Origin of the sequence: Streptomyces sp. NPDC051822 (genome assembly GCF_044452745.1) — a bacterium.
In the GTDB taxonomy this organism is placed as follows: domain Bacteria; phylum Actinomycetota; class Actinomycetes; order Streptomycetales; family Streptomycetaceae; genus Streptomyces.
Genome location: NZ_JBITBZ010000001.1, coordinates 126,592 through 150,753, shown reverse-complemented (window position 1 = coordinate 150,753; position 24,162 = coordinate 126,592). Strand labels below are relative to the sequence as shown.

At 70.5% G+C, this 24,162-nt stretch carries 23 protein-coding genes; 15 read left to right on the top strand and 8 right to left on the bottom strand.

Annotated features, from left to right (window positions below):
• The first annotated feature begins 205 nt into the window (after positions 1 to 205).
• The 8 genes from gap (at position 206) to ACIA8N_RS00680 (ending at position 7,923) form a co-directional block, all read left to right on the top strand.
• Positions 206 to 1,216 (top strand): type I glyceraldehyde-3-phosphate dehydrogenase, encoded by a 1,011-nt coding sequence (gene gap / locus ACIA8N_RS00715; protein WP_365782427.1) that lies wholly within the window; start codon positions 206 to 208, stop codon positions 1,214 to 1,216.
• A 104-nt stretch (positions 1,217 to 1,320) separates the two neighbouring features.
• Entirely contained in the window at positions 1,321 to 2,532 is a 1,212-nt protein-coding gene (locus tag ACIA8N_RS00710) for a phosphoglycerate kinase (RefSeq protein ID WP_365782425.1), read from the top strand.
• Between the two features lie 7 nt (positions 2,533 to 2,539).
• The gene (tpiA, locus tag ACIA8N_RS00705) at positions 2,540 to 3,316 is read left to right on the top strand and encodes a triose-phosphate isomerase (protein WP_365782423.1); all 777 of its coding nucleotides are present in this window, start codon (positions 2,540 to 2,542) and stop codon (positions 3,314 to 3,316) included.
• Between the two features lie 97 nt (positions 3,317 to 3,413).
• Positions 3,414 to 3,644 carry a preprotein translocase subunit SecG gene (secG, locus tag ACIA8N_RS00700; protein WP_024758014.1) on the top strand — a complete coding sequence of 77 codons (231 nt, stop codon included), beginning with the start codon at positions 3,414 to 3,416 and terminating at the stop codon, positions 3,642 to 3,644.
• Between the two features lie 77 nt (positions 3,645 to 3,721).
• Positions 3,722 to 4,057: an RNA polymerase-binding protein RbpA gene (locus tag ACIA8N_RS00695; RefSeq protein WP_071891222.1), complete on the top strand. Its 336-nt coding sequence runs from the start codon at positions 3,722 to 3,724 to the stop codon at positions 4,055 to 4,057.
• Between the two features lie 176 nt (positions 4,058 to 4,233).
• On the top strand, positions 4,234 to 5,886 hold the full coding sequence (pgi, locus tag ACIA8N_RS00690) for a glucose-6-phosphate isomerase (protein ID WP_365782456.1): 1,653 nt from the start codon (positions 4,234 to 4,236) through the stop codon (positions 5,884 to 5,886).
• A 4-nt stretch (positions 5,887 to 5,890) separates the two neighbouring features.
• Positions 5,891 to 6,394 (top strand): PH domain-containing protein, encoded by a 504-nt coding sequence (locus ACIA8N_RS00685; RefSeq protein ID WP_365782420.1) that lies wholly within the window; start codon positions 5,891 to 5,893, stop codon positions 6,392 to 6,394.
• Positions 6,391 to 7,923, top strand: a complete 1,533-nt coding sequence (locus ACIA8N_RS00680; RefSeq protein ID WP_365782418.1) for a PH domain-containing protein — start codon at positions 6,391 to 6,393, stop codon at positions 7,921 to 7,923. Before ACIA8N_RS00685 ends, ACIA8N_RS00680 begins: the two co-directional genes overlap by 4 nt.
• A 28-nt stretch (positions 7,924 to 7,951) precedes the next feature.
• Here ACIA8N_RS00680 and pgl read toward each other — a convergent pair whose 3' ends face one another.
• The 5 genes from pgl to tkt are packed head-to-tail and all read right to left on the bottom strand — an operon-like array spanning position 7,952 to position 14,590.
• Positions 7,952 to 8,734 carry a 6-phosphogluconolactonase gene (pgl, locus tag ACIA8N_RS00675; RefSeq protein WP_365782416.1) on the bottom strand — a complete coding sequence of 261 codons (783 nt, stop codon included), beginning with the start codon at positions 8,732 to 8,734 and terminating at the stop codon, positions 7,952 to 7,954.
• Positions 8,731 to 9,789, bottom strand: a complete 1,059-nt coding sequence (gene opcA / locus ACIA8N_RS00670) for a glucose-6-phosphate dehydrogenase assembly protein OpcA (protein ID WP_365782414.1) — start codon at positions 9,787 to 9,789, stop codon at positions 8,731 to 8,733. The genes pgl and opcA overlap by 4 nt, the downstream gene beginning before the upstream one ends.
• On the bottom strand, positions 9,786 to 11,318 hold the full coding sequence (zwf, locus tag ACIA8N_RS00665; protein WP_365782412.1) for a glucose-6-phosphate dehydrogenase: 1,533 nt from the start codon (positions 11,316 to 11,318) through the stop codon (positions 9,786 to 9,788). Before zwf ends, opcA begins: the two co-directional genes overlap by 4 nt.
• A 5-nt stretch (positions 11,319 to 11,323) precedes the next feature.
• Positions 11,324 to 12,466: a transaldolase gene (tal, locus tag ACIA8N_RS00660; protein ID WP_365782410.1), complete on the bottom strand. Its 1,143-nt coding sequence runs from the start codon at positions 12,464 to 12,466 to the stop codon at positions 11,324 to 11,326.
• A 36-nt stretch (positions 12,467 to 12,502) separates the two neighbouring features.
• Positions 12,503 to 14,590, bottom strand: a complete 2,088-nt coding sequence (tkt, locus tag ACIA8N_RS00655) for a transketolase (RefSeq protein WP_365782408.1) — start codon at positions 14,588 to 14,590, stop codon at positions 12,503 to 12,505.
• 313 nt (positions 14,591 to 14,903) lie between these two features.
• On the opposite strand from tkt, the gene ACIA8N_RS00650 reads away from it, so the two are divergent.
• From ACIA8N_RS00650 to ACIA8N_RS00640, 3 genes are all read left to right on the top strand, one after another.
• Entirely contained in the window at positions 14,904 to 15,851 is a 948-nt protein-coding gene (locus ACIA8N_RS00650; protein WP_365782406.1) for a heme o synthase, read from the top strand.
• Between the two features lie 144 nt (positions 15,852 to 15,995).
• The gene (locus ACIA8N_RS00645) at positions 15,996 to 16,316 is read left to right on the top strand and encodes a hypothetical protein (protein ID WP_030205952.1); all 321 of its coding nucleotides are present in this window, start codon (positions 15,996 to 15,998) and stop codon (positions 16,314 to 16,316) included.
• 75 nt (positions 16,317 to 16,391) lie between these two features.
• Positions 16,392 to 17,492: an amidohydrolase family protein gene (locus ACIA8N_RS00640; protein WP_365782404.1), complete on the top strand. Its 1,101-nt coding sequence runs from the start codon at positions 16,392 to 16,394 to the stop codon at positions 17,490 to 17,492.
• A 34-nt stretch (positions 17,493 to 17,526) separates the two neighbouring features.
• Here ACIA8N_RS00640 and ACIA8N_RS00635 read toward each other — a convergent pair whose 3' ends face one another.
• The 3 genes from ACIA8N_RS00635 to ACIA8N_RS00625 form a co-directional block, all read right to left on the bottom strand.
• Positions 17,527 to 18,486 carry a heme A synthase gene (locus ACIA8N_RS00635; RefSeq protein WP_399415381.1) on the bottom strand — a complete coding sequence of 320 codons (960 nt, stop codon included), beginning with the start codon at positions 18,484 to 18,486 and terminating at the stop codon, positions 17,527 to 17,529.
• A gap of 73 nt (positions 18,487 to 18,559) precedes the next feature.
• On the bottom strand, positions 18,560 to 19,327 hold the full coding sequence (locus ACIA8N_RS00630) for an ABC transporter permease (protein WP_365782402.1): 768 nt from the start codon (positions 19,325 to 19,327) through the stop codon (positions 18,560 to 18,562).
• Entirely contained in the window at positions 19,324 to 20,268 is a 945-nt protein-coding gene (locus tag ACIA8N_RS00625; protein ID WP_365782400.1) for an ABC transporter ATP-binding protein, read from the bottom strand. Before ACIA8N_RS00625 ends, ACIA8N_RS00630 begins: the two co-directional genes overlap by 4 nt.
• A 180-nt stretch (positions 20,269 to 20,448) precedes the next feature.
• Between ACIA8N_RS00625 and ACIA8N_RS00620 the strand changes: the two genes are divergently transcribed.
• The 4 genes from ACIA8N_RS00620 to ACIA8N_RS00605 all read left to right on the top strand — a co-directional run bounded on the left by ACIA8N_RS00620 (position 20,449) and on the right by ACIA8N_RS00605 (position 24,158).
• Entirely contained in the window at positions 20,449 to 21,186 is a 738-nt protein-coding gene (locus tag ACIA8N_RS00620; RefSeq protein ID WP_365782398.1) for an ArsR family transcriptional regulator, read from the top strand.
• Positions 21,183 to 22,598 carry a Fe-S cluster assembly protein SufB gene (sufB, locus tag ACIA8N_RS00615; protein WP_359209509.1) on the top strand — a complete coding sequence of 472 codons (1,416 nt, stop codon included), beginning with the start codon at positions 21,183 to 21,185 and terminating at the stop codon, positions 22,596 to 22,598. The genes ACIA8N_RS00620 and sufB overlap by 4 nt, the downstream gene beginning before the upstream one ends.
• 61 nt (positions 22,599 to 22,659) lie before the next feature.
• A complete protein-coding gene (gene sufD, locus ACIA8N_RS00610) occupies positions 22,660 to 23,841 on the top strand; it encodes a Fe-S cluster assembly protein SufD (protein WP_365782396.1) in 1,182 nt (393 codons plus the stop codon).
• Positions 23,841 to 24,158 (top strand): bifunctional 3-phenylpropionate/cinnamic acid dioxygenase ferredoxin subunit, encoded by a 318-nt coding sequence (locus tag ACIA8N_RS00605; RefSeq protein ID WP_030322524.1) that lies wholly within the window; start codon positions 23,841 to 23,843, stop codon positions 24,156 to 24,158. Before sufD ends, ACIA8N_RS00605 begins: the two co-directional genes overlap by 1 nt.
• The last annotated feature ends 4 nt before the right edge of the window (positions 24,159 to 24,162 follow it).

Sequence of the window (24,162 nt, the reverse complement as noted above, 5' to 3'; positions counted from 1 at the left end):
GGACAAAGGTCCCACGACGTCCCGTACCCGCCGGTAGGTACGGGCCGTCGGCCCCCCGCCCTCACTTTCCGGGCTCGTCCGGATGCGCTGGATGTCACTCCGAGGTCCCCGGAGAGGTAGGGTCGTAAGCGGTCGGGGACATCCCTAAAAACAAAAATCTCGCCGGCGTCGAGCACACCGGCGTACCTAACGAGGAGATCGGTTCGTGACGATCCGCGTAGGCATCAACGGCTTTGGCCGCATCGGCCGGAACTACTTCCGCGCGCTCCTTGATCAGGGTGCTGACATCGAGATCGTGGCCGTCAACGACCTGGGTGACACCGCGACCACCGCGCACCTGCTGAAGTACGACACCATCCTGGGACGCCTCAAGGCCGAGGTCACCCACACCGCCGACACCATCACCGTCGACGGCCGCACCATCAAGGTGCTCTCCGAGCGCAACCCGGCCGACATCCCCTGGGGTGAGCTGGGCGTCGACATCGTCATCGAGTCGACCGGCATCTTCACCAAGAAGGCCGACGCCGAGAAGCACATCGCCGGCGGCGCCAAGAAGGTCCTCATCTCGGCTCCGGCCAGCGACGAGGACATCACCATCGTGATGGGCGTCAACCAGGACAAGTACGACGCGGCCAACCACCACGTCATCTCCAACGCCTCCTGCACGACGAACTGTGTCGCGCCGATGGCGAAGGTCCTCGACGAGAACTTCGGCATCGTCAAGGGCCTGATGACCACGGTCCACGCGTACACCAACGACCAGCGCATCCTGGACTTCCCGCACAAGGACCTGCGCCGCGCCCGCGCCGCCGCGGAGAACATCATCCCGACCACGACGGGTGCCGCCAAGGCCACCGCGCTGGTCCTCCCGCAGCTCAAGGGCAAGCTCGACGGCATCGCCATGCGCGTCCCGGTCCCGACCGGTTCCGCCACCGACCTCGTCGTCACCCTCGACCGCGAGGTCACCAAGGACGAGGTCAACGCCGCGTTCAAGAAGGCCTCCGAGGACGGCGACCTCAAGGGCGTCCTGGTCTACACCGAGGACCCGATCGTCTCCTCCGACATCGTCAGCGACCCGGCGTCCTGCACCTTCGACGCCTCCCTGACCATGGTCCAGGAGGGCAACACGGTCAAGATCCTCGGCTGGTACGACAACGAGTGGGGCTACTCCAACCGTCTCGTCGACCTCACCGTCTTCGTCGGCGGCCAGCTCTAAGCTTCAGGGCGGGCTTTCGATGTGAGCAGGGCTCGGGCAGCGCAACGCCGCGCTGTACGAGCCCTGTTTGTGTGCTCCACCGCGTACCAAGGAGTCTGTGACAGATGAAGACGATCGACGAGCTTCTCGCCGAAGGCGTCTCCGGCAAGCGGGTGTTCGTCCGCGCCGACCTCAACGTGCCGCTCGACGGCACCACCATCACCGACGACGGCCGCATCCGCGCCGTCGTCCCCACGGTCAAGGCGCTCGCCGACGCGGGCGCCCGCGTCGTGGTCGCCTCGCACCTGGGCCGCCCCAAGGGCGCCCCGGACCCGGCGTTCTCGCTCGCACCGGCCGCCGCCCGCCTCGGCGAGCTGCTCGGCACCGAGGTGGCCTTCGCGACGGACACGGTCGGCGACTCCGCCACCGCCACCGTCGCCAGCCTCTCCGACGGCCAGGTCGCCGTGATCGAGAACCTCCGGTTCAACGCCGGCGAGACCTCGAAGGACGACGCCGAGCGCGGCGCCTTCGCGGACCGGCTGGCCACCCTCGCCGACGTCTACGTCGGCGACGGCTTCGGCGCCGTGCACCGCAAGCACGCCTCGGTCTTCGACCTCCCGGCGCGCCTCCCGCACGCCGCCGGCTACCTCATCGCCACCGAGGTCGGCGTCCTGAAGAAGCTCACGGACGACGTCCAGCGGCCCTACGTGGTCGCGCTCGGCGGTGCCAAGGTCTCCGACAAGCTGGGGGTCATCGACCACCTCCTGGAGAAGGCCGACCGCATCCTCATCGGCGGCGGCATGGCGTACACCTTCCTCAAGGCCCAGGGCCACGAGGTCGGCATCTCGCTGCTCCAGGAGGACCAGATCCCGGCGGTCCTGGACTACCTTGAGCGGGCCAAGAAGCGCGGCGTGGAGTTCGTGCTCCCCGTCGACGTCCTGGTCTCGTCCGAGTTCCCGGACCTGAAGACCAAGGCCCCGGCCCACCCCACCACGGTCGCCGCGGACGCCATCCCGGCGGACGAGGAGGGCCTGGACATCGGTCCGGAGACCCGTAAGCTCTACGCCTCGAAGGTCGCCGACGCCGGCACCGTCTTCTGGAACGGTCCGATGGGCGTCTTCGAGCACCCCGCCTACGCCGAGGGCACCAAGGCCGTCGCCCAGGCGCTCCTCGACTCCCCGGCCTTCACCGTGGTGGGCGGTGGCGACTCCGCCGCCGCCGTCCGCATCCTGGGCTTCGACGAGACGAAGTTCGGCCACATCTCTACCGGCGGCGGCGCCTCCCTCGAGTACCTCGAGGGCAAGCAGCTCCCCGGCCTCGTCGCACTGGAGGACTGACCCACCCATGAGCACCCGCACCCCGCTGATGGCGGGCAACTGGAAGATGAACCTCAACCACCTCGAGGCCATCGCCCACGTCCAGAAGCTCGCCTTCGCCCTGACCGACAAGGACTACGACGCCTGTGAGGTCGCGGTCCTGGTCCCCTTCACCGACCTGCGGTCCGTACAGACCCTGGTCGACGGCGACAAGCTGAAGATCAAGTACGGCGCCCAGGACCTCTCGGCGCACGACTCCGGTGCCTACACCGGTGAGATCTCGGGCTCGATGCTGGCCAAGTTCAAGTGCGCCTACGTGGCCGTCGGCCACTCCGAGCGCCGCCAGTACCACGCCGAGAACGACGAGGCCTGCAACGCCAAGGTGAAGGCCGCCTTCAAGCACGGCGTGACCCCGATCCTCTGCGTCGGCGAGGGCCTCGACATCCGCAAGGCCGGACAGCAGGTCGAGTACACCCTCGCCCAGCTCGACGGCGGCCTGAAGGACGTCCCGGCCGAGCAGGCCGAGACCATCGTGATCGCGTACGAGCCGGTGTGGGCCATCGGCACCGGCGAGGTCGCCACCCCCGAGGACGCGCAGGAGGTCTGCGGCGCGATCCGCGGGCGCCTCGCTGAGCTGTACTCGCAGGAGCTGGCCGACAAGGTCCGCATCCAGTACGGCGGCTCGGTCAAGGCCGGCAACGTGGCCGCGATCATGGCGCAGCCGGACGTCGACGGCGCCCTCGTGGGCGGCGCGGCGCTGGACGCCGACGAGTTCGTCAAGATCGTGCGCTTCCGCGACCAGTGAGTATGCGGTAGCGGAGTTACGTCGTACCCTAGCGGGGGTCGGGCAGGTGCCCGGCCCCCGTCCGTATAAGTCCGAGGAAGTTGGTCCAGCCGTGGTTATGGGGTTCTCGATCGCCCTGCTCGTCTTCAGCGGGCTGCTGATGCTGCTCGTACTGATGCACAAGGGAAAGGGCGGCGGTCTCTCCGACATGTTCGGTGGCGGCATGCAGTCGTCCGTCGGTGGCTCCTCGGTCGCCGAGCGCAACCTGGACCGGATCACCGTCGTGGTCGGTCTGCTCTGGTTCGCCTGCATTGTGGTACTTGGTCTCCTGATGAAGTTGGACGGGTAACTCCGAACACTGGACGCGCGTTGGGCCTTACGTAGACTGGGGCATCTTCGAGCACCATCACGCAGGGAGTTACGACCGTGGCAAGTGGCAACGCGATCCGGGGAAGCCGGGTCGGAGCGGGGCCGATGGGCGAGGCCGAGCGGGGCGAGTCGGCGCCGCGCGCCCGCATCTCCTTCTGGTGCTCGAACGGGCACGAGACGCAGCCGAGCTTCGCCAGCGACGCGGCGATCCCGGAGACCTGGGACTGCCCTCGCTGCGGCTTCCCGGCAGGTCAGGACCGGGACAACCCGCCGGACCCGCCGCGCACGGAGCCGTACAAGACCCACCTCGCGTATGTGCGTGAACGGCGCAGCGACGCGGACGGCGAGGCGATCCTCGCCGAAGCCCTCGCCAAGCTGCGGGGCGAGATCTGAGCGTGGTGTGACGGTGTGACGAACGGGCCTTGCCCGCGAACCGAGTTCGCGGGCAAGGCCCGTTCTGCGTTCCCCTTGCACGCCTCGCCGTCGCGTCGTTGGCCCCTCTGATCAATTAGGTTTGGAGACGCAGCGGGGCAGACAAGCAGTACGAGAAGAAGTGGGCGATGTCCGAGATGAACAACGAAGGCCGCACCAGGCTCAACCGGCTGCCCGAGTGGGCGGCCCTCGGCAAGCACCGTGAGCAGCTGGGCGAGACCCATCTGCGTGACCTGTTCGCCGCCGACCCCGAGCGGGGCACCGGCCACACCCTCCGGGTCGGCGACCTCTACCTGGACTACTCCAAGCACCTCGTCACCGACGAGACGCTGACGCTGCTCCGTGAACTGGCCGCCGCCACCGGCGTGGCCGAGCTGCGCGACGCCATGTTCCGCGGCGAGAAGATCAACACCACCGAGGACCGCGCCGTCCTCCACACCGCGCTCCGCGCCCCCCGCGGCGCCGTGGTCGAGGTCGACGGGGAGAACGTCGTCCCCGGCGTCCACGCCGTCCTCGACAAGATGGCCGCGTTCGCCGACAAGGTCCGCGCCGGCGAGTGGACCGGTCACACCGGCAGCCCGATCAAGAACATCGTCAACATCGGCATCGGCGGCTCCGACCTCGGCCCCGCCATGGCCTACGAGGTCCTGCGCTCCTACACCCAGCGGGACCTGACGCTCCGTTTCGTCTCCAACGTCGACGGCGCCGACCTCCACGAGGCCGTCCGCGACCTCGACCCCGCCGAGACGCTGTTCATCGTCGCCTCGAAGACCTTCACCACCATCGAGACGATCACCAACGCCACCTCCGCCCGCGACTGGCTCCTCACCGGCCTCCGCGCCGGCCAGGAAGCCGTCGCCAAGCACTTCGTCGCCCTCTCGACCAACGCCGAGAAGGTCGAGGAGTTCGGCATCGACACCACGAACATGTTCGAGTTCTGGGACTGGGTCGGCGGCCGCTACTCCTACGACTCCGCCATCGGCCTCTCCGTGATGATCGCCATCGGCCCGGAGCGCTTCCGCGAGATGCTCGACGGCTTCCACCTCGTCGACGAGCACTTCCGCACCGCCCCGCCCGAGGAGAACGCGCCGCTGCTCCTCGGCCTCCTCGGCGTCTGGTACGGCGCCTTCTTCGACGCCCAGTCGCATGCCGTACTCCCGTACTCGCACTACCTGTCGAAGTTCACCGCCTACCTCCAGCAGCTCGACATGGAGTCCAACGGCAAGTCGGTGGACCGCGAGGGCAGGCCGGTCGACTGGCAGACCGGACCCGTCGTCTGGGGCACGCCCGGCACCAACGGGCAGCACGCGTACTACCAGTTGATCCACCAGGGGACCAAGGTCATCCCGGCCGACTTCATCGGCTTCGCCCGGCCCGTCGCCGACCTGCTGCCCGGCCTCGTCGCCCAGCACGACCTGCTCATGGCCAACTTCTTCGCCCAGACCCAGGCGCTCGCCTTCGGCAAGACGCCCGAGGAGGTACGGGCCGAGGGCGTCCCCGAGGAGCTCGTCCCGCACAAGACCTTCCAGGGGAACCACCCCACCACCACGATCCTCGCCGAGAAGCTCACCCCTTCCGTCCTCGGCCAGCTGATCGCGCTCTACGAGCACAAGGTCTTCGTCCAGGGCGCGATCTGGAACATCGACTCCTTCGACCAGTGGGGCGTCGAACTGGGCAAGGTCCTCGCCAAGCGGATCGAGCCGGTCCTGACCGAGGGCGAGGGCGGCGACCAGCTCGACAGCTCCACCGCGGGTCTCGTGACCACCTACCGCTCGCTGCGCGGACGGTAGAAGCATGACGGGGGAGAACGCGGTGCGGCTGCGGCCGCCCAGGAACGCCGTGGACGAGCGGGCCGTCACCTGGTGGCGGAGCCGGCTCCTGGTGACCACCGCCGTGCCGGTGGTGGTCCTCGCCGTCCTCGGCGCCCTCATCGGACCCGCCAGGTCCTGGCTGCTGATCGCGGCCGGTGCCGTGGCGGCCGTGGGCCTCGGCTGCGCCGCGTTCCTCCCCTCCTGGTGGTTCCGGGTGCACCGCTGGGAGGTCACCGACGACGCCGTCTACGTCCGCACGGGAGCCTTCTGGCAGGAGTGGCGGATCGCGCCGATGTCCCGCATCCAGACCGTCGACACCTCGCGCGGCCCGCTGGAGCAGCTCTTCCGGATCGCCACCGTCACGGTGACCACCGCCTCCTCCAAGGGTGCGATCCGGATCGAGGGCCTCGACCACGAGCTCGCCGCCGAGCTCGGCGAACGGCTCACGGCCCTCACCCAGGCCACCACCCCCGGGGACGCCACATGAACGAGGCCGGACCCGGCGAGGAGTGGCGGCGCCTCGACCGGCGCATGCTGCTGGCCACCGCCGCCGTCCTGTGCGGTGTGGCCGGCGGCGCCGGGCTGCCCACGACGGTCGGCCTCGCCGGATCCAGGCCGCTGTGGCAGGCCCTCTCCTGGGTCCTCGCGGGGGCGCTCCTCCTCGTCCTCGGCGGCACCGTCGCCGACTACGTCCGCTGGCGCCGCACCCGCTACCGGATCGGCCCCGAGCGGGTCGAACTCCACACCGGGCTCCTCCTGATAAAGCGGCGCTCCCTGGCCCGCGAGCGCATCCGCAGCGTCGACCTCACCGCCAACCCCCTCCAGCGCCTCCTCGGTCTCGTCAAGGTCCGCATCGGCACCGGCGAGAGCACCGGCGGCAGCGAGTCCACGCTCGAACTCGACCTGGTCACCCGCGCCGAGGGCGAGCGCCTCCGCCACGACCTCCTCGCCCGCGTCGTCACGGACTCCGCCGGCCTCCCCGACGACGGCGCCCTCGCCACCGTCGACCCGCGCTGGATCCGCTACGCACCGCTCTCCTTCGTCGCCCCGGCCCTCGGCGGCGCCGCCGCCGGATCCGTCATGCAGGTCAGCGAGTGGTTCGGCGCCCAGGCCGAGGTCATCGACTGGATAGGGGACCGCTTCCGGGACGTCTCCCTCGCCTGGATGCTCGTCGACCTGGTCCTCATCGCCACCGTCGTGGGGGCCGTCGGAGCCCTCGGGCTCTGGGTCGAGATGTGGTGGAACTACCGCCTGGAGCGCGAGCCCGGCGGCACCCTGCGCGTCCGCCGCGGGCTCCTCACCGCGCGCTCGGTCTCCATCGAGGAACGCCGGCTGCGCGGGATCGAGGTCGTCGAGCCGCTCGGGGTGCGCCTGGTCGGGGCCGCCCGCGTCGACGCCGTCGCCACCGGCCTCGCGAAGGACGACGGGGACAAGCACACCGACCTCAAGACCCTGCTGCCGGCCGTGCCCCGGGAGCTCGCCGACCGCGTCGCCGCCCAGGTCCTGCGCGAGCCGCAGCCGCCCACCGGGACCCCGCTCGCCGCCCACCCGCCCGCCGCCCGCACCCGGCGGCTGGGCTGGGCCCTGTGGGCCGTGGCGGCCCCGGTCGCCCTCCTCGCCGGCCTCGGGCTCCTCCTCACCCCGGTCCTGCTGTACCTGGCGGCGGGCTGCGCCGCCGTCCTCACCCCGCTCGCCGTGCTCCTCGCCCTCGACGCGTACCGCAGTCTCGGACACGGCGTCACCGGCGACTATCTGGTGACCCGTTCGGGCACGGTCCGGCGCACCACGGTCGCCCTGCAGCGCTCCGGCGTCATCGGGTGGACCGTCAAGCAGTCGTACTTCCAGCGGCGCGCCGGCGTCCTGACGCTCACCGCCACGACGGCGGCAGGAGCGGGCGCGTACGACATCCCCGACGCCGGACAGAGCCAGGGCCTGACCTTCGCCGCCGGGGCCGTACCCGACCTCCTCGCGCCCTTCATCGAGCCCGTACCGACGACGGAGGCCCGGTCCACCTGACGGTGAACCGGGCCTCCGTGTACGTCGGTCAGGCCGAAGCCGGCGGATACAGACTCCGCGGGAGCTCCGATGCCGCCGCCGCGTCGAGCAGCCACAGCGTGCGCGAGCGGCCGTAGGCACCGGCCGCGGGGGCCTGCACCTCGCCCGCGCCCGACAGCGCGATGGCCGCGGCCTTCGCCTTGTCCTCACCGGCCGCGAGCAGCCAGACCTCCTTGGCCGCCCGGATCGCCGGAAGCGTCAGCGAGACCCGGACCGGCGGCGGCTTGGGCGCGCCGTGCACGCCGACCACCGTCCGCTCGGTCTCGCGGACCGCGGGCAGCTCGGGGAAGAGAGAGGCCACGTGGGTGTCGGGACCGACGCCCAGCATCAGGACGTCGAAGGTCGGCACCCCGCCGTGGTCGCCAGGACCCGAGGCGGCGGCCAGCTCCGCCGCGTACGCGGCGGCGGCGGCGTCGACATCGGCGCCGTAGGGCCCGTCGGAGGCCGGCATGGCGTGCACCCGCGCCGGGTCGAGCGGCACCCGGTCGAGCAGCGCCTCCCTGGCCTGGGTCACGTTCCGCTCGGGGTCTCCCTCGGGCAGGTACCGCTCGTCGCCCCACCACAGGTCGAGCCGCGACCAGTCGACCGCGTCCCGCGCGGGCGCCGCGCCGAGCGCCCCGAGCAGACCGTTGCCGTTGCGTCCGCCGGTCAGGACGACCGAGGCGGAGCCGCGGGCGGCCTGGGCGTCCACGATCTTCGTGATCAGCCGGGCCGCCGCGGCCTCGGCCATCAGCTCCTTGTCGCGGTGGACGACCAGCTGGGGAGTGCTCACCTGGCCGCCGCCTTCTTGGCCGGTGCCTTCTTCGCCGCCGGCTTCTCCACGGGCTCGGCCGGGGGCGCGGCGGCCTCGGCCGGTGCCGTGACGGCGTCCTGCTCCGGCGTGGGAGCGAGCGTCGCCGCCTCCTCGTCCAGCCGTTCTATGCCGAACTTGAGTGCGGTCGCGTAGGTGTCGTCCGGGTCGAGCCGGCGCAGCTCCTCCGCGATCAGCTCGGCCGTCTCGCGGCGCTTGAGCGCCACGCCGCGGTCCGGCTGTCCCTGGATGGAGAGCGTCGCGAGCGAGCCGTCGGGCCGGTCGAGCACGATCGGTCCCGAGCTGGTCTCCATCCGTACGGACGTCAGACCGGGGCCCGCGGACTTCGAGCGCCGCACCGGCACCTTCAGCCGCTCCGCCAGCCACATCGCGAGCAGCTCGACGCTCGGGTTGAACTCCTCGCCCTCCACCTCGGCGGAGGTCACCTCGCACACGACCTGGTCGAGCGCGGCGGCGAGCATCGAACGCCACGGCGTGATCCGGGTCCACGAGAGGTCCGTGTCGCCGGGGGTGTAGCGGTCCGCGCGCGCGGTCAGCTCCTGGATGGGCTGCTCGGCGGCGTACGTGTCGGTCACCCGGCGCTGGGCGAGGGCGCCCAGCGGGTCGCTCGCCGGGTCGGTCGGCGCGTTGACCGGCCACCAGACGACGACGGGGGCGTCCGGGAGGAGCAGCGGCAGCACGACCGACTGGGCGTGGTCGACGACCTCGCCGTACAGCCGGAGCACCACCGTCTCGCCGGTGCTGGCGTCGGCGCCGAGGCGGACCTCGGCGTCGAGCCGTGCCTTGGCGCGGTCCCGCGGCGAGCGCGAGACCCGCTTGATGACCACGAGGGTCCGCGAGGGGTGCTCGCGGGACGCCTCGTTCGCCGCCTTCAGCGCGTCGTAGGCGTTCTCCTCGTCGGTGACGATGACGAGGGTGAGCACCATGCCGACGGCCGGCGTGCCGATCGCCCGCCGCCCGAGCACCAGCGCCTTGTTGATCTTGGATGACGTGGTGTCCGTCAGGTCGGTCTTCATGGCCGGCGCCAGCTCCGTCCGTCTCGTGCGAGCATCTCGTCCGCCTCGACCGGACCCCAGGTCCCGGACTGGTACTGCGCGGGCTTGCCGTGCTTGTCCCAGAACTGCTCGATCGGGTCGAGGATCTTCCAGGACAGCTCGACCTCCTCGACGCGCGGGAAGAGGTTCGAGTCGCCGAGCAGGACGTCGAGGATGAGCCGCTCGTACGCCTCGGGACTGGACTCCGTGAAGGACTCGCCGTACGCGAAGTCCATCGAGACGTCCCGGATCTCCATCTGGGTGCCGGGCACCTTGGAGCCGAACCGCACCGTCACGCCCTCGTCGGGCTGCACCCGGATCACGATGGCGTTGCGGCCGAGCTCCTCGGTCGCGGTGTGGTCGAAGGGGGAGTGCGGGGCGCGCTGGAAGACGACCGCGATCTCCGTGACGCGACGGCCGAGCCGCTTGCCGGTGCGCAGGTAGAAGGGGACGCCCGCCCAGCGGCGGTTGTCGATCTCCAGCTTGACGGCCGCGTAGGTGTCGGTCTTCGACTGCGGGTCGATGCCGTCTTCCTCGAGGTAGCCGACGGCCTTCGCGCCGCCCTGCCACCCGGCCGCGTACTGGCCGCGGACCGTGGTTCTGCCGAGGTCCGTGGGGAGCTTCACCGCGCCGAGGACCTTGGTCTTCTCGGCGGCCAGCGCGTCGGCGTCGAAGGAGGCGGGCTCCTCCATCGCGGTCAGCGCGAGCAGCTGCAGCAGGTGGTTCTGGATGACGTCACGGGCGGCGCCGATGCCGTCGTAGTAACCGGCCCGGCCGCCGATGCCGATGTCCTCGGCCATGGTGATCTGCACGTGGTCGACGTACGACCGGTTCCAGATCGGCTCGAAGAGCGTGTTGGCGAAGCGGAGCGCCAGGATGTTCTGGACGGTCTCCTTGCCGAGGTAGTGGTCGATCCGGAAGACCGCGTCGGGCGGGAAGACCTCGTGGACGACCTCGTTGAGCTCCTTCGCGGAGACCAGGTCGTGCCCGAAGGGCTTCTCGATGACCGCGCGGCGCCAGGAGCCGTTCTTCTGGTCGGCCAGGCCGTGCTTCTTCAGCTGCCGGACGACGAGCGGGAAGAACTTCGGCGGCACGGACAGGTAGAAGGCGAAGTTGCCGCCGGTGCCCTGGGCCTTGTCCAGCTCCTCGACGGTGGACTTCAGCTTCTCGAAGGCGTCGTCGTCGTCGAAGTCGCCCTGGACGAAGCGCATCCCCTGGATCAGCTGCTGCCACACCTCCTCGCGGAACGGCGTGCGGGCGTGCTGCTTGACGGCTTCGTAGACCTCCTGCGCGAAGTCCTCGTCCTGCCACTCGCGGCGGGCGAAGCCGATGAGCGAGAAGCCCGGCGGCAGCAGGCCGCGGTTGGCCAGGTCGTAGACGGCAGGCATCAGCTTCTTACGGGACAAATCGCCCGTGACGCCGAAGATCACCAGGCCCGACGGCCCCGCGATGCGCGGGAGCCGTCGGTCTGCGGCGTCACGGAGCGGGTTGGCTCCGTGGACTGCGCTCAAAGTGCTTACGCCTCCGAAGGTGCGAGGCGCTGGAGCTCCGCCTCGGTGGACTTGAGCAGGTCGTTCCAGGACGCCTCGAACTTGTCGACGCCCTCGTCCTCGAGGAGCTGCACGACGTCGTCGTAGCTGATACCCAGCCGCTCGACGGCCGCGAGCTCGGCGCGCGCCTGGTCGTAGGTGCCGCGGATGGTGTCACCGGTGACCTCGCCGTGGTCGGCGGTGGCCTCCAGGGTGGCCTCCGGCATGGTGTTCACCGTGCCGGGGGCGACCAGGTCCACGACGTACAGGGTGTCCTTGTACGCCGGGTCCTTTACGCCGGTCGAGGCCCACAGCGGTCGCTGCTTGTTGGCCTGCGCCTTGTCGAGGGCGGCCCAGCGCTCACCGCGCGGTGTCGCATCGTCGGCAGAGCCGAACACCTCCTCGAAGGCCTCGTAGGCGAGGCGGGCGTTGGCCAGGGCGGCCTTGCCCTTCAGCGCCTTGGCCTCGTCGGTGCCGACGCCGTCCAGGCGCTTGTCGATCTCCGAGTCCACGCGGGACACGAAGAAGGAGGCCACCGAGTGGATCTTCGCGAGGTCGAGGCCGCGCTCCTTGGCCTTCTCCAGGCCCGCCAGGTAGGCGTCCATGACGGCGCGGTAGCGCTCGAGGGAGAAGATCAGCGTGACGTTGACGCTGATGCCGAGGCCGATGACCTCGGTGATCGCCGGCAGACCCGCCTTGGTGGCCGGAATCTTGATCAGCGTGTTGGGGCGGTCCACCAGCCAGGCCAGCTGCTTGGCCTCGGCGATGGTGGCGGTCGTCTCGTGGGCGAGGCGGGGGTCGACCTCGATGGAGACCCGGCCGTCCTGGCCGTCCGTCGCGTCGAAGACCGGCCGCAGGATGTCGGCGGCGTCACGCACGTCCGCCGTCGTGATCATGCGGATCGCCTCGTCGACGGTCACCTTGCGGGCCGCGAGGTCGGCGAGCTGCTGGTCGTAGCCGTGACCCTCCGAGATGGCCTTCTGGAAGATGGACGGGTTGGTGGTGACACCGACCACGTGGCTCTGGTCGATCAGCTCGGCCAGGTTGCCGGACGTGATCCGCTGGCGCGAGAGGTCGTCCAGCCAGATCGCGACGCCTTCGTCGGAGAGGCGCTTGAGAGCGTCTGTCATGAGAATTGCATCTCCAATAAGTCGTACGTATGCGGGTCAGCGCGCGGCGGCGGCGATCGATTCCCGGGCGGCGGCGACGATCGCCTCCGGCGTGAAACCGAACTCGCGGAACAGGACCTTCGCGTCCGCCGAGGCACCGAAGTGCTCCAGGGAGACGATCCGGCCGGCGTCCCCGACATACCGGTGCCAGGTGAGACCGATGCCGGCCTCGACCGCGACCCGGGCCTTGACCGACGGCGGCAGGACCGAGTCCTTGTACGCCTGGTCCTGCTCCTCGAACCACTCCACGGACGGCATCGAGACCACGCGGGTCGGGACACCGGCGGCCTGGAGCTGCTCGCGGGCCTCGACGGCCAGGTGCACCTCGGAGCCCGTGCCGATCAGCACGACCTCCGGCTCGCCGCCCTCGGCGTCGAACAGCACGTAGCCGCCCTTGACGGTGCCCTCGTTCGGCGCGTACGTCGGCACACCCTGACGGGTCAGCGCGAGGCCGTGCGGGGCGCCCTTGCCGAAGACCTTGGTGTGGCGCTGCATGATCTCGCGCCACGCGAGGGCCGTCTCGTTGGCGTCGGCCGGACGGACCACGTTCAGACCCGGGATCGCGCGCAGCGAGGCGAGGTGCTCCACCGGCTGGTGCGTCGGGCCGTCCTCGCCCAGACCGATCGAGTCGTGGGTCCAGACGTACGTCACCGGCAGGTGCATCAGCGCGGACAGACGCACCGCGTTGCGCATGTAGTCGGAGAACACCAGGAAGGTGCCGCCGTAGATGCGCGTGTTGCCGTGCAGCGCGATGCCGTTCATCTCCGCGGCCATCGAGTGCTCGCGGATGCCGAAGTGGATCGTGCGGCCGTACTTGTCGGCCTCCGGCAGCGGGTTGCCCTCGGGCAGGAACGACGAGTTCTTGTCGATCGTCGTGTTGTTGGAGCCCGCGAGGTCGGCCGAGCCGCCCCACAGCTCCGGGACGACCGCGCCGAGCGCCTTGAGGACCTGGCCCGAGGCGGCACGGGTGGCGACACCCTTGCCCGGCTCGAAGACCGGCAGCTTCTCGGCCCAGCCGGCCGGCAGCTCGTTCGCCTGGATGCGGTCGAACTCGGCGGCGCGCTCGGGGTTGGCCGTACGCCACTCGGCGAGCGACTTCTCCCACGCGGCGCGGGCCTCACGGCCGCGGTCGCCGAGCGACCGGGTGTGCGCGATGACCTCGTCGGTGACCTCGAAGGTCTGCTCCGGGTCGAAGCCCAGGACGCGCTTGGTGGCCGCGATCTCCTCGTCGCCGAGCGCCGAGCCGTGCGAGGCCTCGGTGTTCTGCGCGTTCGGCGCGGGCCAGGCGATGATCGAGCGCATCGCGATGAACGACGGACGCTCGGTCTCGGCCTCCGCGGCCCTGATCGCCGCGTACAGCGCGGCCGGGTCCAGGTCGCCGTTGGCCTGCGGCTCGACGCGCTGGACGTGCCAGCCGTACGCCTCGTACCGCTTCATCGTGTCCTCGGACACGGCCGTCTCGGTGTCGCCCTCGATCGAGATGTGGTTGTCGTCCCACAGCAGGATCAGGTTGCCGAGCTTCTGGTGGCCCGCGAGCGAGGACGCCTCCGCGGAGATGCCCTCCTGGAGGCAGCCGTCACCGGCGATCACGTAGATGTGGTGGTCGAACGGGGAGGCGCCGGTGGCGGCCTCCGGGTCGAACAGGCCGCGCTCGTAGCGGGCGGCCATCGCCATGCCCACGCCGTTGGCGACACCCTGGCCCAGCGGGCCCGTGGTCGTCTCGACGGCGGCGGTGTGGCCGTACTCCGGGTGCCCCGGGGTCTTCGAGCCCCAGGTGCGGAAGGCCTTCAGGTCATCCAGCTCGAGCCCGAAGCCACCCAGGTACAGCTGGGTGTAGAGGGTCAGGGACGAGTGGCCGGCGGAGAGGACGAACCGGTCGCGCCCGACCCACTCGGGGTCGGCCGGGTCGTGCCGCATCACCTTCTGGAAGAGGGTGTACGCGGCGGGCGCCAGGCTCATGGCCGTACCGGGATGGCCGTTGCCGACCTTCTGTACGGCGTCCGCGGCCAGGATGCGGGCGGTGTCGACAGCCCGCTGGTCCAACTCGGTCCACTCGAGGTCTGTGGTGGTCGGCTTAGTGCTCACCCTGGGTCAGGGCTCCTCTCCACATGTCTTGAGCCGGTGACTGAGGGTGTACCGGCGGTGTCGAGCCTACCCCCGCCGGAACCCGCGTCTTTTCGTATGCGCGCCCTCAAATGAGCGGACACAGCAAGACTGCCGCCGCCCGTGTGAGTTCGCCTCCCGGGGCGTGTCCACACCGTGGGACACACCCCCTCAACACGACCCCACCCCCGCGAAGATCGGTGTCTGGGCAACGTCTACAGTGGCGTGGTACGCGCAAGCTTCACCCCGCCTTCACCCGGGGAGCTTGCTGGGAATTTCTCTGTCAGGGGTGTGCGTGACGGCCGTCGAGTCCCGACCCGCAGGGGTCGTCTTGACTCCCAGCCCGGGGGGCCATCGGCCGTTCGGGGCCCGCGTCAAGGCATACGTGGCGCTGACCAAGCCGCGGATCATCGAGCTGCTGCTCATCACCACCGTGCCGGTGATGTTCCTCGCCGAGCAGGGCGTGCCGGATCTGTGGCTGGTGCTCGCCACCTGCTTCGGCGGCTACCTGTCCGCGGGCGGAGCGAACGCGCTCAACATGTACATCGACCGCGACATCGACGCGCTGATGGACCGCACCTCCCAGCGTCCGCTGGTCACGGGTGTCCTGACGCCGCGCGAGGGGCTGGTCTTCGGACTCACGCTCGCCGTGGTCTCCACGCTCTGGTTCGGCCTGCTGGTCAACTGGCTCTCCGCGGCCCTCTCGCTCGGCGCGCTCCTCTTCTACGTGGTCGTCTACACGATGATCCTGAAGCGCAGGACCGCGCAGAACATCGTCTGGGGCGGCATCGCCGGCTGCCTGCCGGTGCTCATCGGCTGGTCGGCCGTGACGAACTCGATGTCCTGGGCAGCGGTCATCCTCTTCCTCGTCATCTTCTTCTGGACGCCGCCGCACTACTGGCCGCTGTCGATGAAGGTCAAGGACGACTACGCCCGCGCGGGCGTGCCCATGCTTCCCGTCCTCGCCTCCAACAAGGTCGTCGCCAAGCAGATCGTCCTCTACAGCTGGGTGATGGTCGCCGTCTCGCTGCTGCTCACCCCGCTGGGCTACACGGGCTGGTTCTACCTGGCCGTGGCCGTCCTCACCGGCGGCTGGTGGCTCTGGGAGGCGCACGCGCTCCTCGCCCGCGCCAAGGCGGGCGCCACGGGCGCGAAGCTCAAGGAGATGCGCCTCTTCCACTGGTCCATCACCTACGTCTCGCTGCTCTTCGTGGCGGTCGCGGTGGACCCCTTCCTCCGCTGACACGCACTCCGCCGGGCGGTACGCCGGTTTTGTGGCGGGGTGGACCGCTCAGATGATCTGTCCCGACCGACGGCCGGGTCACGTGGGATAGGCCACGTGACCCGGCCGTCGTCAGTAGATCTACGCGTCGGTAGCATCGATGTCATGGCAGAAACGAAGCAGGAAGAGCGCAAGGCGGCCAAGCTCGCCAAGGAGATCCAGGCCTTTTCCAAGGAGCACGGCGGCTCCGAGGGACACCTCGCGCACATCGGCCAGGCGGGCACCCGGATCGTCCTCGTCGGCACCGACGGGGGCTGGGGCGACCTCGTCGCGCCGACCCACGCGATCGCGCGGCAGGCCGCCGAGAAGGCCGGTCTCACCCTCCACGAGGAGTTCGACGGCGAGTTCGCCGCCAAGGTGGAGACCGGCCCGTACGAGTGGACCCGGATGGCCGGTATCCAGATCGGCGGCCCCTCCAACCGCTGAGGCAACAACCTCGCGCGGGGCTCACCCGTTAGGACGTGTGGAGACGCGACTCGTCCACACAGGGAGCCCCCCGAGATGATCGACACGCCGAGCCTGGTGGACCAGTACTGCCACGGGGTGCTCCGCACGGAACTCGGCCTCGGCACCTTCGAGGCCCACCTCGGCGCCCAGCTCGGCGGGCGCACCGCGCTGCCCGCCACGGGCACCACCTTCTTCGACACCCAGACCGGCTTCGCCGTGCGCCGCTGGTGCCCGCCGCTCCTCGGGCTCGAACCGCACTGCCCGCCGGCCCGCTACCTCGCGCGCCGCCGTGAACTCGGTGCCGCCGAGACGGGCCGGCGCCTCCTGCGCGCCTCCGGCATCGCGACCTATCTGGTCGACACCGGGCTCCCCGACGATCTGACGGGTCCCGCCGAGATCGCCGCCACCGGCGCCGCCGACGCCCATGAGATCGTCCGCCTGGAACCTCTCGCCGAACAGGTCGCCGACACCTCGGGGACCGTCGAGGCCTTTCTGGCCAACCTCTCCGAGGCCGTCCACGGGGCCGCGGCCGGCGCCGTCGCCTTCGCCTCCGTGGCGGGCGTACGCCAGGGGCTCGCGTACACACCCGACCCGCCGGGACCCGGGGAGGTGCGCGGGGCGGCGGGGCGCTGGCTCGCCGGACGCCCGGCCGGCGGCCGGCTCACCGACCCCGTACTGCTGCGCCATCTGCTCTGGATCGCGGTCACCACGGGACGCCCGCTCCAGCTGCACACCGGTGACCGCGGTCCGGCCTCGGTGGCCGGCTTCGCCGCCGCCACCACGGGACTCGGCACCGACCTCGTCCTGCTGCACGCCTACCCGTACCACCGCGCCGCCGCGCGGCTGACCGGGGAGCACGCGCACGTGTACGCGGATCTGGGCCCCGTCCTCGCGCACACCGGGGCGCGGGCGGCGGCCGTGCTCGCCGAGGTCCTCGAGCGGGCTCCGTTCGGCAAGCTGCTGTTCTCCAGCGGCGCCCACGGACTTCCCGAACTCCACGTGGTCGCCGCGAGCGTCTTCCGCGCCGCCGTCGGCCGGGTGCTCGGCGAGTGGGTCATGGACGGCGCCTGGTCCCGTACGGACGCCCAGCGGGTCGCCACGATGATCGGGTCCGGAAACGCGCGACGGGTCTACCGGCTCGCGGGGAGCCGGTAGACCCGGTCGGTCCGTACAGGTACCGCGGGGGAGGTCAGGCGCGCACGGGCTCCGGCTCCGCCTGGGCCGGGATGTCGGCGACGGGGAGCGGGCGCTCGCGCATGCTCAGGGCGAGCCGCAGCACCGCGATCCACATCAGCGAGGAGCCGAGCATGTGGACGGCGACGAGCAGCTCGGGGACCCCGGTGAAGTACTGGACGTATCCGATCCCGCCCTGGGCCAGCAGCACGATCAGCAGGTCGCGGGCGCGCGCCCGGGTGTCGACCGGGGCGTCCACGACGCGGAGCACCAGCCACATGGCGAGCGCGAGCGCGCAGACGACCCAGGCGGCGATGGCGTGGAGGTGTGCGGCGTCCGTCCAGTCCCACGGCATGCGCGGGACGTCGCTGCTGTCACCGGCGTGCTTGCCCGCGCCGGTGACCGTGGTGCCGAGCGCGATCAGCAGGCCCGAGGCGATCGAGATCGCCCAGGACAGCTTCCGCACCGGGCGCGGCACGCGGGGACGGGGGGCGGTGTCGCCCTCTCCGGTCCGGTGCCAGGTGATGACGGCGACCGTGAGCAGGGCGTTCGCGGCGAGGAAGTGGCCCGCCACCGTCCACGGGTTGAGGCCCATCCACACCGTGATGCCGCCGATGACGGCGTTGCTCATCACGATCCAGAACTGGGCCCAGCCCCAGCGGGTCAGGTTCCGGCGCCACGGCTTGGTGGACCGGGCGGCGATGATCGCCCAGCCGACGGCCGCCGACAGGACGTACGTCAGCATCCGGTTGCCGAATTCGATCACACCGCGGTAGCCCTGCTCGGGCGTCACGATGAGGCTGTCTTCGGTGCACTTGGGCCAGGTGTCGCAGCCCAGACCGGAACCGGTCAGCCGGACCGCGCCGCCCGTGACGATGATGAGCACGCTCATCACGACGGCGGAGAGCGCGGCGCGCCGGAGCGTCCCGGGGGACGGGGTCCAGCGCCTGGCGATGAAGGCGAGGGGGGTCAGCACGGGCCCTATCGTAGGACGGCGCTTGTGCGCGCTTTCACGAGGGGGGCGTATATGGCGGAACGGAACCTTACGGTTACTCCCAGCGGAAGAACCGCGCCGCCGCACCGAGCCCCAGGACCGCCCAGACCGCCAGGATCAGGGCGTCGCCCCACGGCATCGCCGCGCCGCCCTGGAGGACCACCCGCAGGCCGTCCGAGAGGGCCGAGATCGGGAGCAGCTCCAGGACCGAGCGGGCCGCGTCGGGGAACTTCTCCAGCGGGACGATGACCCCGCCGCCCACCAGGAGCAGCAGGAAGACCAGGTTGGCGGCGGCCAGGGTGGCTTCCGCCCTCAGCGTGCCCGCCATGAGCAGGCCGAGGCCGGAGAAGGCGGCCGTGCCGAGGACCAGCAGGAGCAGGACGGCGGCGGGGTTGCCCTGCGGGGACCAGCCGAGGCCCAGGGCGATCGCCGTCAGGAGGGCGATCTGGAGGACCTCGGTGACCAGGACGGAGAGCGTCTTGGCGGTCATCAGTGCCCAGCGGGGGAGCGGTGAGGCGCCGAGCCGCTTGAGCACCCCGTACCGCCGCTCGAAACCGGTGGCGATGGCCTGGCCGGTGAAGGCGGTGGACATCACGGCGAGCGCGAGGACACCGGGGGCGAGGAAGTCGACGGCCTCGCCGGCACCCGTGTCGACGACGTCCACGGTCGAGAAGAGCACCAGGAGCAGCGAGGGGATGATCACCGTCAGGAGCAGCTGCTCGCCGTTGCGCAGCAGCATCCGGGTCTCCAGTGCCGTCTGCGCCGCGATCATCCGGCCGACGGGGGCGGCTCCCGGCTTCGGGAGGTAGGTGCCGGTGCTCATGACCTCAGCTCCTTGCCGGTCAGCTCCAGAAAGACGTCTTCGAGGGTGTGGCGTTCGACCGAGATGCCCTCGGGCATCACCCCGTGCTGGGCGCACCAGGTGGTGACCGTGGCGAGCAGCTGCGGGTCGACCGTGCCGGTGATCCGGTAGGTGCCCGGCAGCGGCTCGGCGGCGGCGGTGCCGTCGGGCAGCGCCTTGAGCAGGGAGCCCAGGTCGAGTCCCGCGCGTCCGGTGAAGCGCAGGGTGTTCTCGGCGCCGCCCCGGCACAGTTCCTCGGGGGTGCCCTGGGCGGCGACCCGGCCGGCGTCGACGATGGCGACGTCGTCGGCGAGTTCCTCCGCCTCCTGCATGAAGTGCGTGGTGAGGACCACGGTCACGCCGTCGGCGCGCAGCTCGCGCACCAGGTCCCAGGTGGCGCGGCGGGCCTGCGGGTCGAGTCCCGCCGTGGGCTCGTCGAGGAAGACGAGCTCGGGGCGGCCGACGACGGCCATGGCGAGCGCGAGGCGCTGCTGCTGGCCGCCGGAGAGGCGCCGGTAGGTGGTGCGGCCGCAGGAGCCGAGGCCGAGCCGCTCGACGAGGGCGTCGACGTCCAGGGGATGGGCGTGGAGTTTCGCCATGTGGCGGAGCATCTCTTCGGCGCGGGCGCCGGAGTAGACGCCACCCGACTGGAGCATCACGCCGATCCGGGGGCGCAGGGCCGCCGCGTCGGCGACCGGGTCGAGGCCCAGGACGCGGACGGTGCCCTCGTCGGGCCTGCGGTACCCCTCGCAGGTCTCGATCGTGGTGGTCTTGCCGGCTCCGTTGGGTCCGAGGACGGCGGTGACGGTTCCCGTACGTACGTCGAGGTCGAGGCCGTCGACGGCGGTCTTTCTTCCGTACCGCTTGACCAGACCGCGCACGCTGACGGCGCTGTCGGCACTGTCGACGGACTCTTTTCGCATGCCGGGAAGTCTAGAGAGCGTCCGGCGGTCCTCCGGTCGCGGGGCCCCGGGGCAGGCCTCATTCGTCCTACCAATGATCGTTTCCGCAGGTCAGGTAAGCCTTACCTGAGTGACGCACGGCACCGCGGCCGGTTCCGGCGCGGCTTGTCAGTCCGAGATTAATTACGCAACAATGGCGTTGTGAAAAACGTTGGCGAGGCTCCGGTGGAGGAACTCGCGACCGGCGAGCGCTCGACGCGCAACCGGGTCGCGCGGTCGATCCTGGACCACGGTCCTTCGACCGTCGCCGATCTGGCGGGACGGCTCGGCCTCACCCAGGCCGCCGTCCGCCGCCACCTCGACTCGCTGGTCGCCGACAAGGTCGTCGAGGCCCGCGAGAAGCGTGTCTACGGGACCAGGGCCCGCGGGCGACCCGCGAAGATCTTCGCGCTCACCGACTGCGGCCGGGACGCCTTCGACCAGTCCTACGACTCGCTCGCCGTGGAGGCGCTCCGCTGGATCGAGCGCTCCGCCGGTGGAGGAGCAGCTGGGGAAGCGGCCGTCGCCGCCTTCGCCCGGGACCGTATCGAGTCCCAGGCGGGCGCCTACCGCGAGGCCGTCGAGGCGGCCGAGCCGGCCCGCCGGACGGAGGCACTGGCCAAGGCCCTGACGGCCGACGGGTACGCTGCCACTGCGCGGAACGCGCCGGTCGGCGAGCAGCTCTGCCAGCACCACTGCCCGGTCGCCCACGTCGCCGAGCAGTACCCACAGCTGTGCGAGGCGGAGACGGAGTTCTTCTCCCGCCTCCTGGGAACCCACGTCCAGCGTCTGGCCACCATCGCCCATGGTGACGGCGTCTGCACCACGTTCATCCCGCACGGCGCCCCACAGACCACCGAATCAGCATCCGCAAGTACGGCCGGGAGGAACCCCGCATGACCACCGAGATCAGCCACCCCGAGCTCGAGGGCCTGGGTCGGTACGAGTACGGCTGGGCCGACTCCGACACGGCCGGTGCCACTGCCAAGCGCGGTCTGAACGAGGACGTCGTCCGCGACATCTCCTCGAAGAAGAACGAGCCCGAGTGGATGCTGAAGCTGCGTCTCAAGGGTCTGCGGCTCTTCGGCAAGAAGCCCATGCCGACCTGGGGCTCCGACCTCTCCGGCATCGACTTCGACAACATCAAGTACTTCGTCCGGTCCACCGAGAAGCAGGCCGAGTCCTGGGAGGACCTGCCGGAGGACATCAAGAACACGTACGACAAGCTCGGCATCCCCGAGGCGGAGAAGCAGCGCCTCGTCGCCGGTGTCGCCGCCCAGTACGAGTCCGAGGTCGTCTACCACCAGATCCGTGAGGACCTGGAGGAGCAGGGCGTCATCTTCGTCGACACCGACACCGCGCTGAAGGAGCACGAGGAGCTCTTCCGCGAGTACTTCGGCACCGTCATCCCGGTCGGCGACAACAAGTTCGCCTCGCTGAACACGGCCGTGTGGTCCGGCGGCTCGTTCATCTACGTGCCCAAGGGCGTGCAGGTCGAGATCCCGCTCCAGGCCTACTTCCGTATCAACACGGAGAACATGGGCCAGTTCGAGCGGACGCTGATCATCGTCGACGAGGACGCCTACGTCCACTACGTCGAGGGCTGCACCGCCCCGATCTACTCCTCGGACTCGCTGCACAGCGCCGTGGTCGAGATCATCGTCAAGAAGGGCGGCCGCTGCCGCTACACGACCATCCAGAACTGGTCGAACAACGTCTACAACCTGGTGACCAAGCGCGCCGTCGCCTACGAGGGCGCCACCATGGAGTGGGTCGACGGCAACATCGGCTCCAAGGTCACCATGAAGTACCCGGCCGTCTACCTCATGGGCGAGCACGCCAAGGGCGAGACGCTCTCCATCGCCTTCGCGGGCGAGGGCCAGCACCAGGACGCCGGCGCCAAGATGGTCCACATGGCTCCGAACACCTCCTCCAACATCGTCTCCAAGTCGGTGGCGCGAGGCGGCGGCCGCACCTCCTACCGCGGTCTCATCGAGATCGGCGAGGGCGCCCCGGGCTCGAAGTCCAACGTGCTCTGCGACGCGCTGCTCGTCGACACGATCTCCCGCTCCGACACGTACCCCTACGTGGACGTGCGCGAGGACGACGTCTCCATGGGCCACGAGGCCACCGTCTCCAAGGTCTCCGAGGACCAGCTCTTCTACCTGATGAGCCGCGGCATGACCGAGTTCGAGGCCATGGCGATGATCGTGCGCGGCTTCGTCGAGCCGATCGCCAAGGAGCTCCCGATGGAGTACGCCCTTGAGCTGAACCGGCTGATCGAGCTGCAGATGGAAGGCTCGGTCGGTTAAGACCCGGCCGCCATCCGTACCGTCTTTGCGTAGTCACGAGGAAGAGAGCAACACGACAGCCATGGCTGAGGCTCAGAACATCCCCGCGGGTTCCACCACCGCGGGCTCGATCGCGGTGGCCGCCGAGTCCACCGTCGCCACGCGCATGAGCGCGCCCCCGTCCTTCGACGTCGCGGACTTCCCCGTCCCGCACGGCCGCGAGGAGGAATGGCGGTTCACCCCGCTGGCCCGCCTCCGCGGCCTGCACGACGGCACCGCCGTCGCCACCGGCGAGGGCGTCCGCGTCGAGGTCGAGGCCCCCGAGGGCGTCACCGTGGAGACCGTCGGACGCGAGGACGAGCGCCTCGGCAAGGCTGGCACGCCCGTCGACCGCATCGCGGCCCAGGCGTACTCCTCCTTCGAGAAGGCCTCGGTCGTCACCGTCGCCAAGGAGGCCGTCCTCACCGAGCCCATCCGCATCGCCGTGCACGGCCAGGGCGGCGTCGCCTTCGGCCACCAGGTGATCGAGCTCGGCGCCTTCGCCGAGGCCGTCGTGGTCATCGACCACACCGGTGACGCGGTGCTCGCCGCCAACGTCGACTACGTCCTCGGCGACGGCGCCAAGCTGACCGTCGTCTCCGTCCAGGACTGGGACGAGAAGGCCGTCCACGTCGCCCAGCACAACGCGCTGGTCGGCCGCGACGCCTCCTTCAAGTCGGTCGTCGTCACCTTCGGCGGCGACGTCGTCCGCATCCACCCGCGCGTGCGCTACGCCGCCCCCGGCGGCGAGGCCGAGCTCTTCGGTCTGTACTTCACCGACGCGGGCCAGCACCAGGAGCACCGCCTCCTGGTCGACCACGACGCCCCGCACTGCAAGTCCAACGTGGCCTACAAGGGCGCGCTGCAGGGCCAGGACGCGCACGCCGTCTGGATCGGCGACGTGCTCATCCAGGCCGCCGCCGAGGGCACCGACACGTACGAGCTCAACCGGAACCTGGTCCTCACGGACGGCGCCCGGGTCGACTCCGTACCGAACCTGGAGATCGAGACCGGCGAGATCGCCGGCGCCGGTCACGCCTCGGCCACCGGCCGCTTCGACGACGAGCAGCTCTTCTACCTGATGTCCCGCGGCATCCCGGAGTCCGAGGCCCGCCGCCTCGTCGTCCGTGGCTTCTTCGCGGAGCTGGTCCAGCAGATCGGTCTGCCGGACGTCCAGGAGCGCCTCCTCGCCAAGATCGAGGCCGAGCTGGAGGCCTCCGTCTGATGGCCTTCGTCCGAGTCTGCGCGCTGAGCGAGCTGGAGGCCGACACCCCGAAGCGGGTCGAGGTCGACGGCACGCCGGTGTCGGTCGTGCACACCGAGGGCGAGGTGTTCGCCATCAACGACATCTGCTCGCACGCGAACGTGTCCCTCTCGGAGGGCGAGGTCGAGGACTGCGCCATCGAGTGCTGGCTGCACGGGTCGAGTTTCGACCTGCGCACCGGAAAGCCCTCCGGCCTTCCCGCGACGCGTCCGGTCCCCGTTTACCCCGTAAAGATCGAAGGGGACGATGTGCTCGTCTCCGTCACCCAGGAGTCCTGAGTCA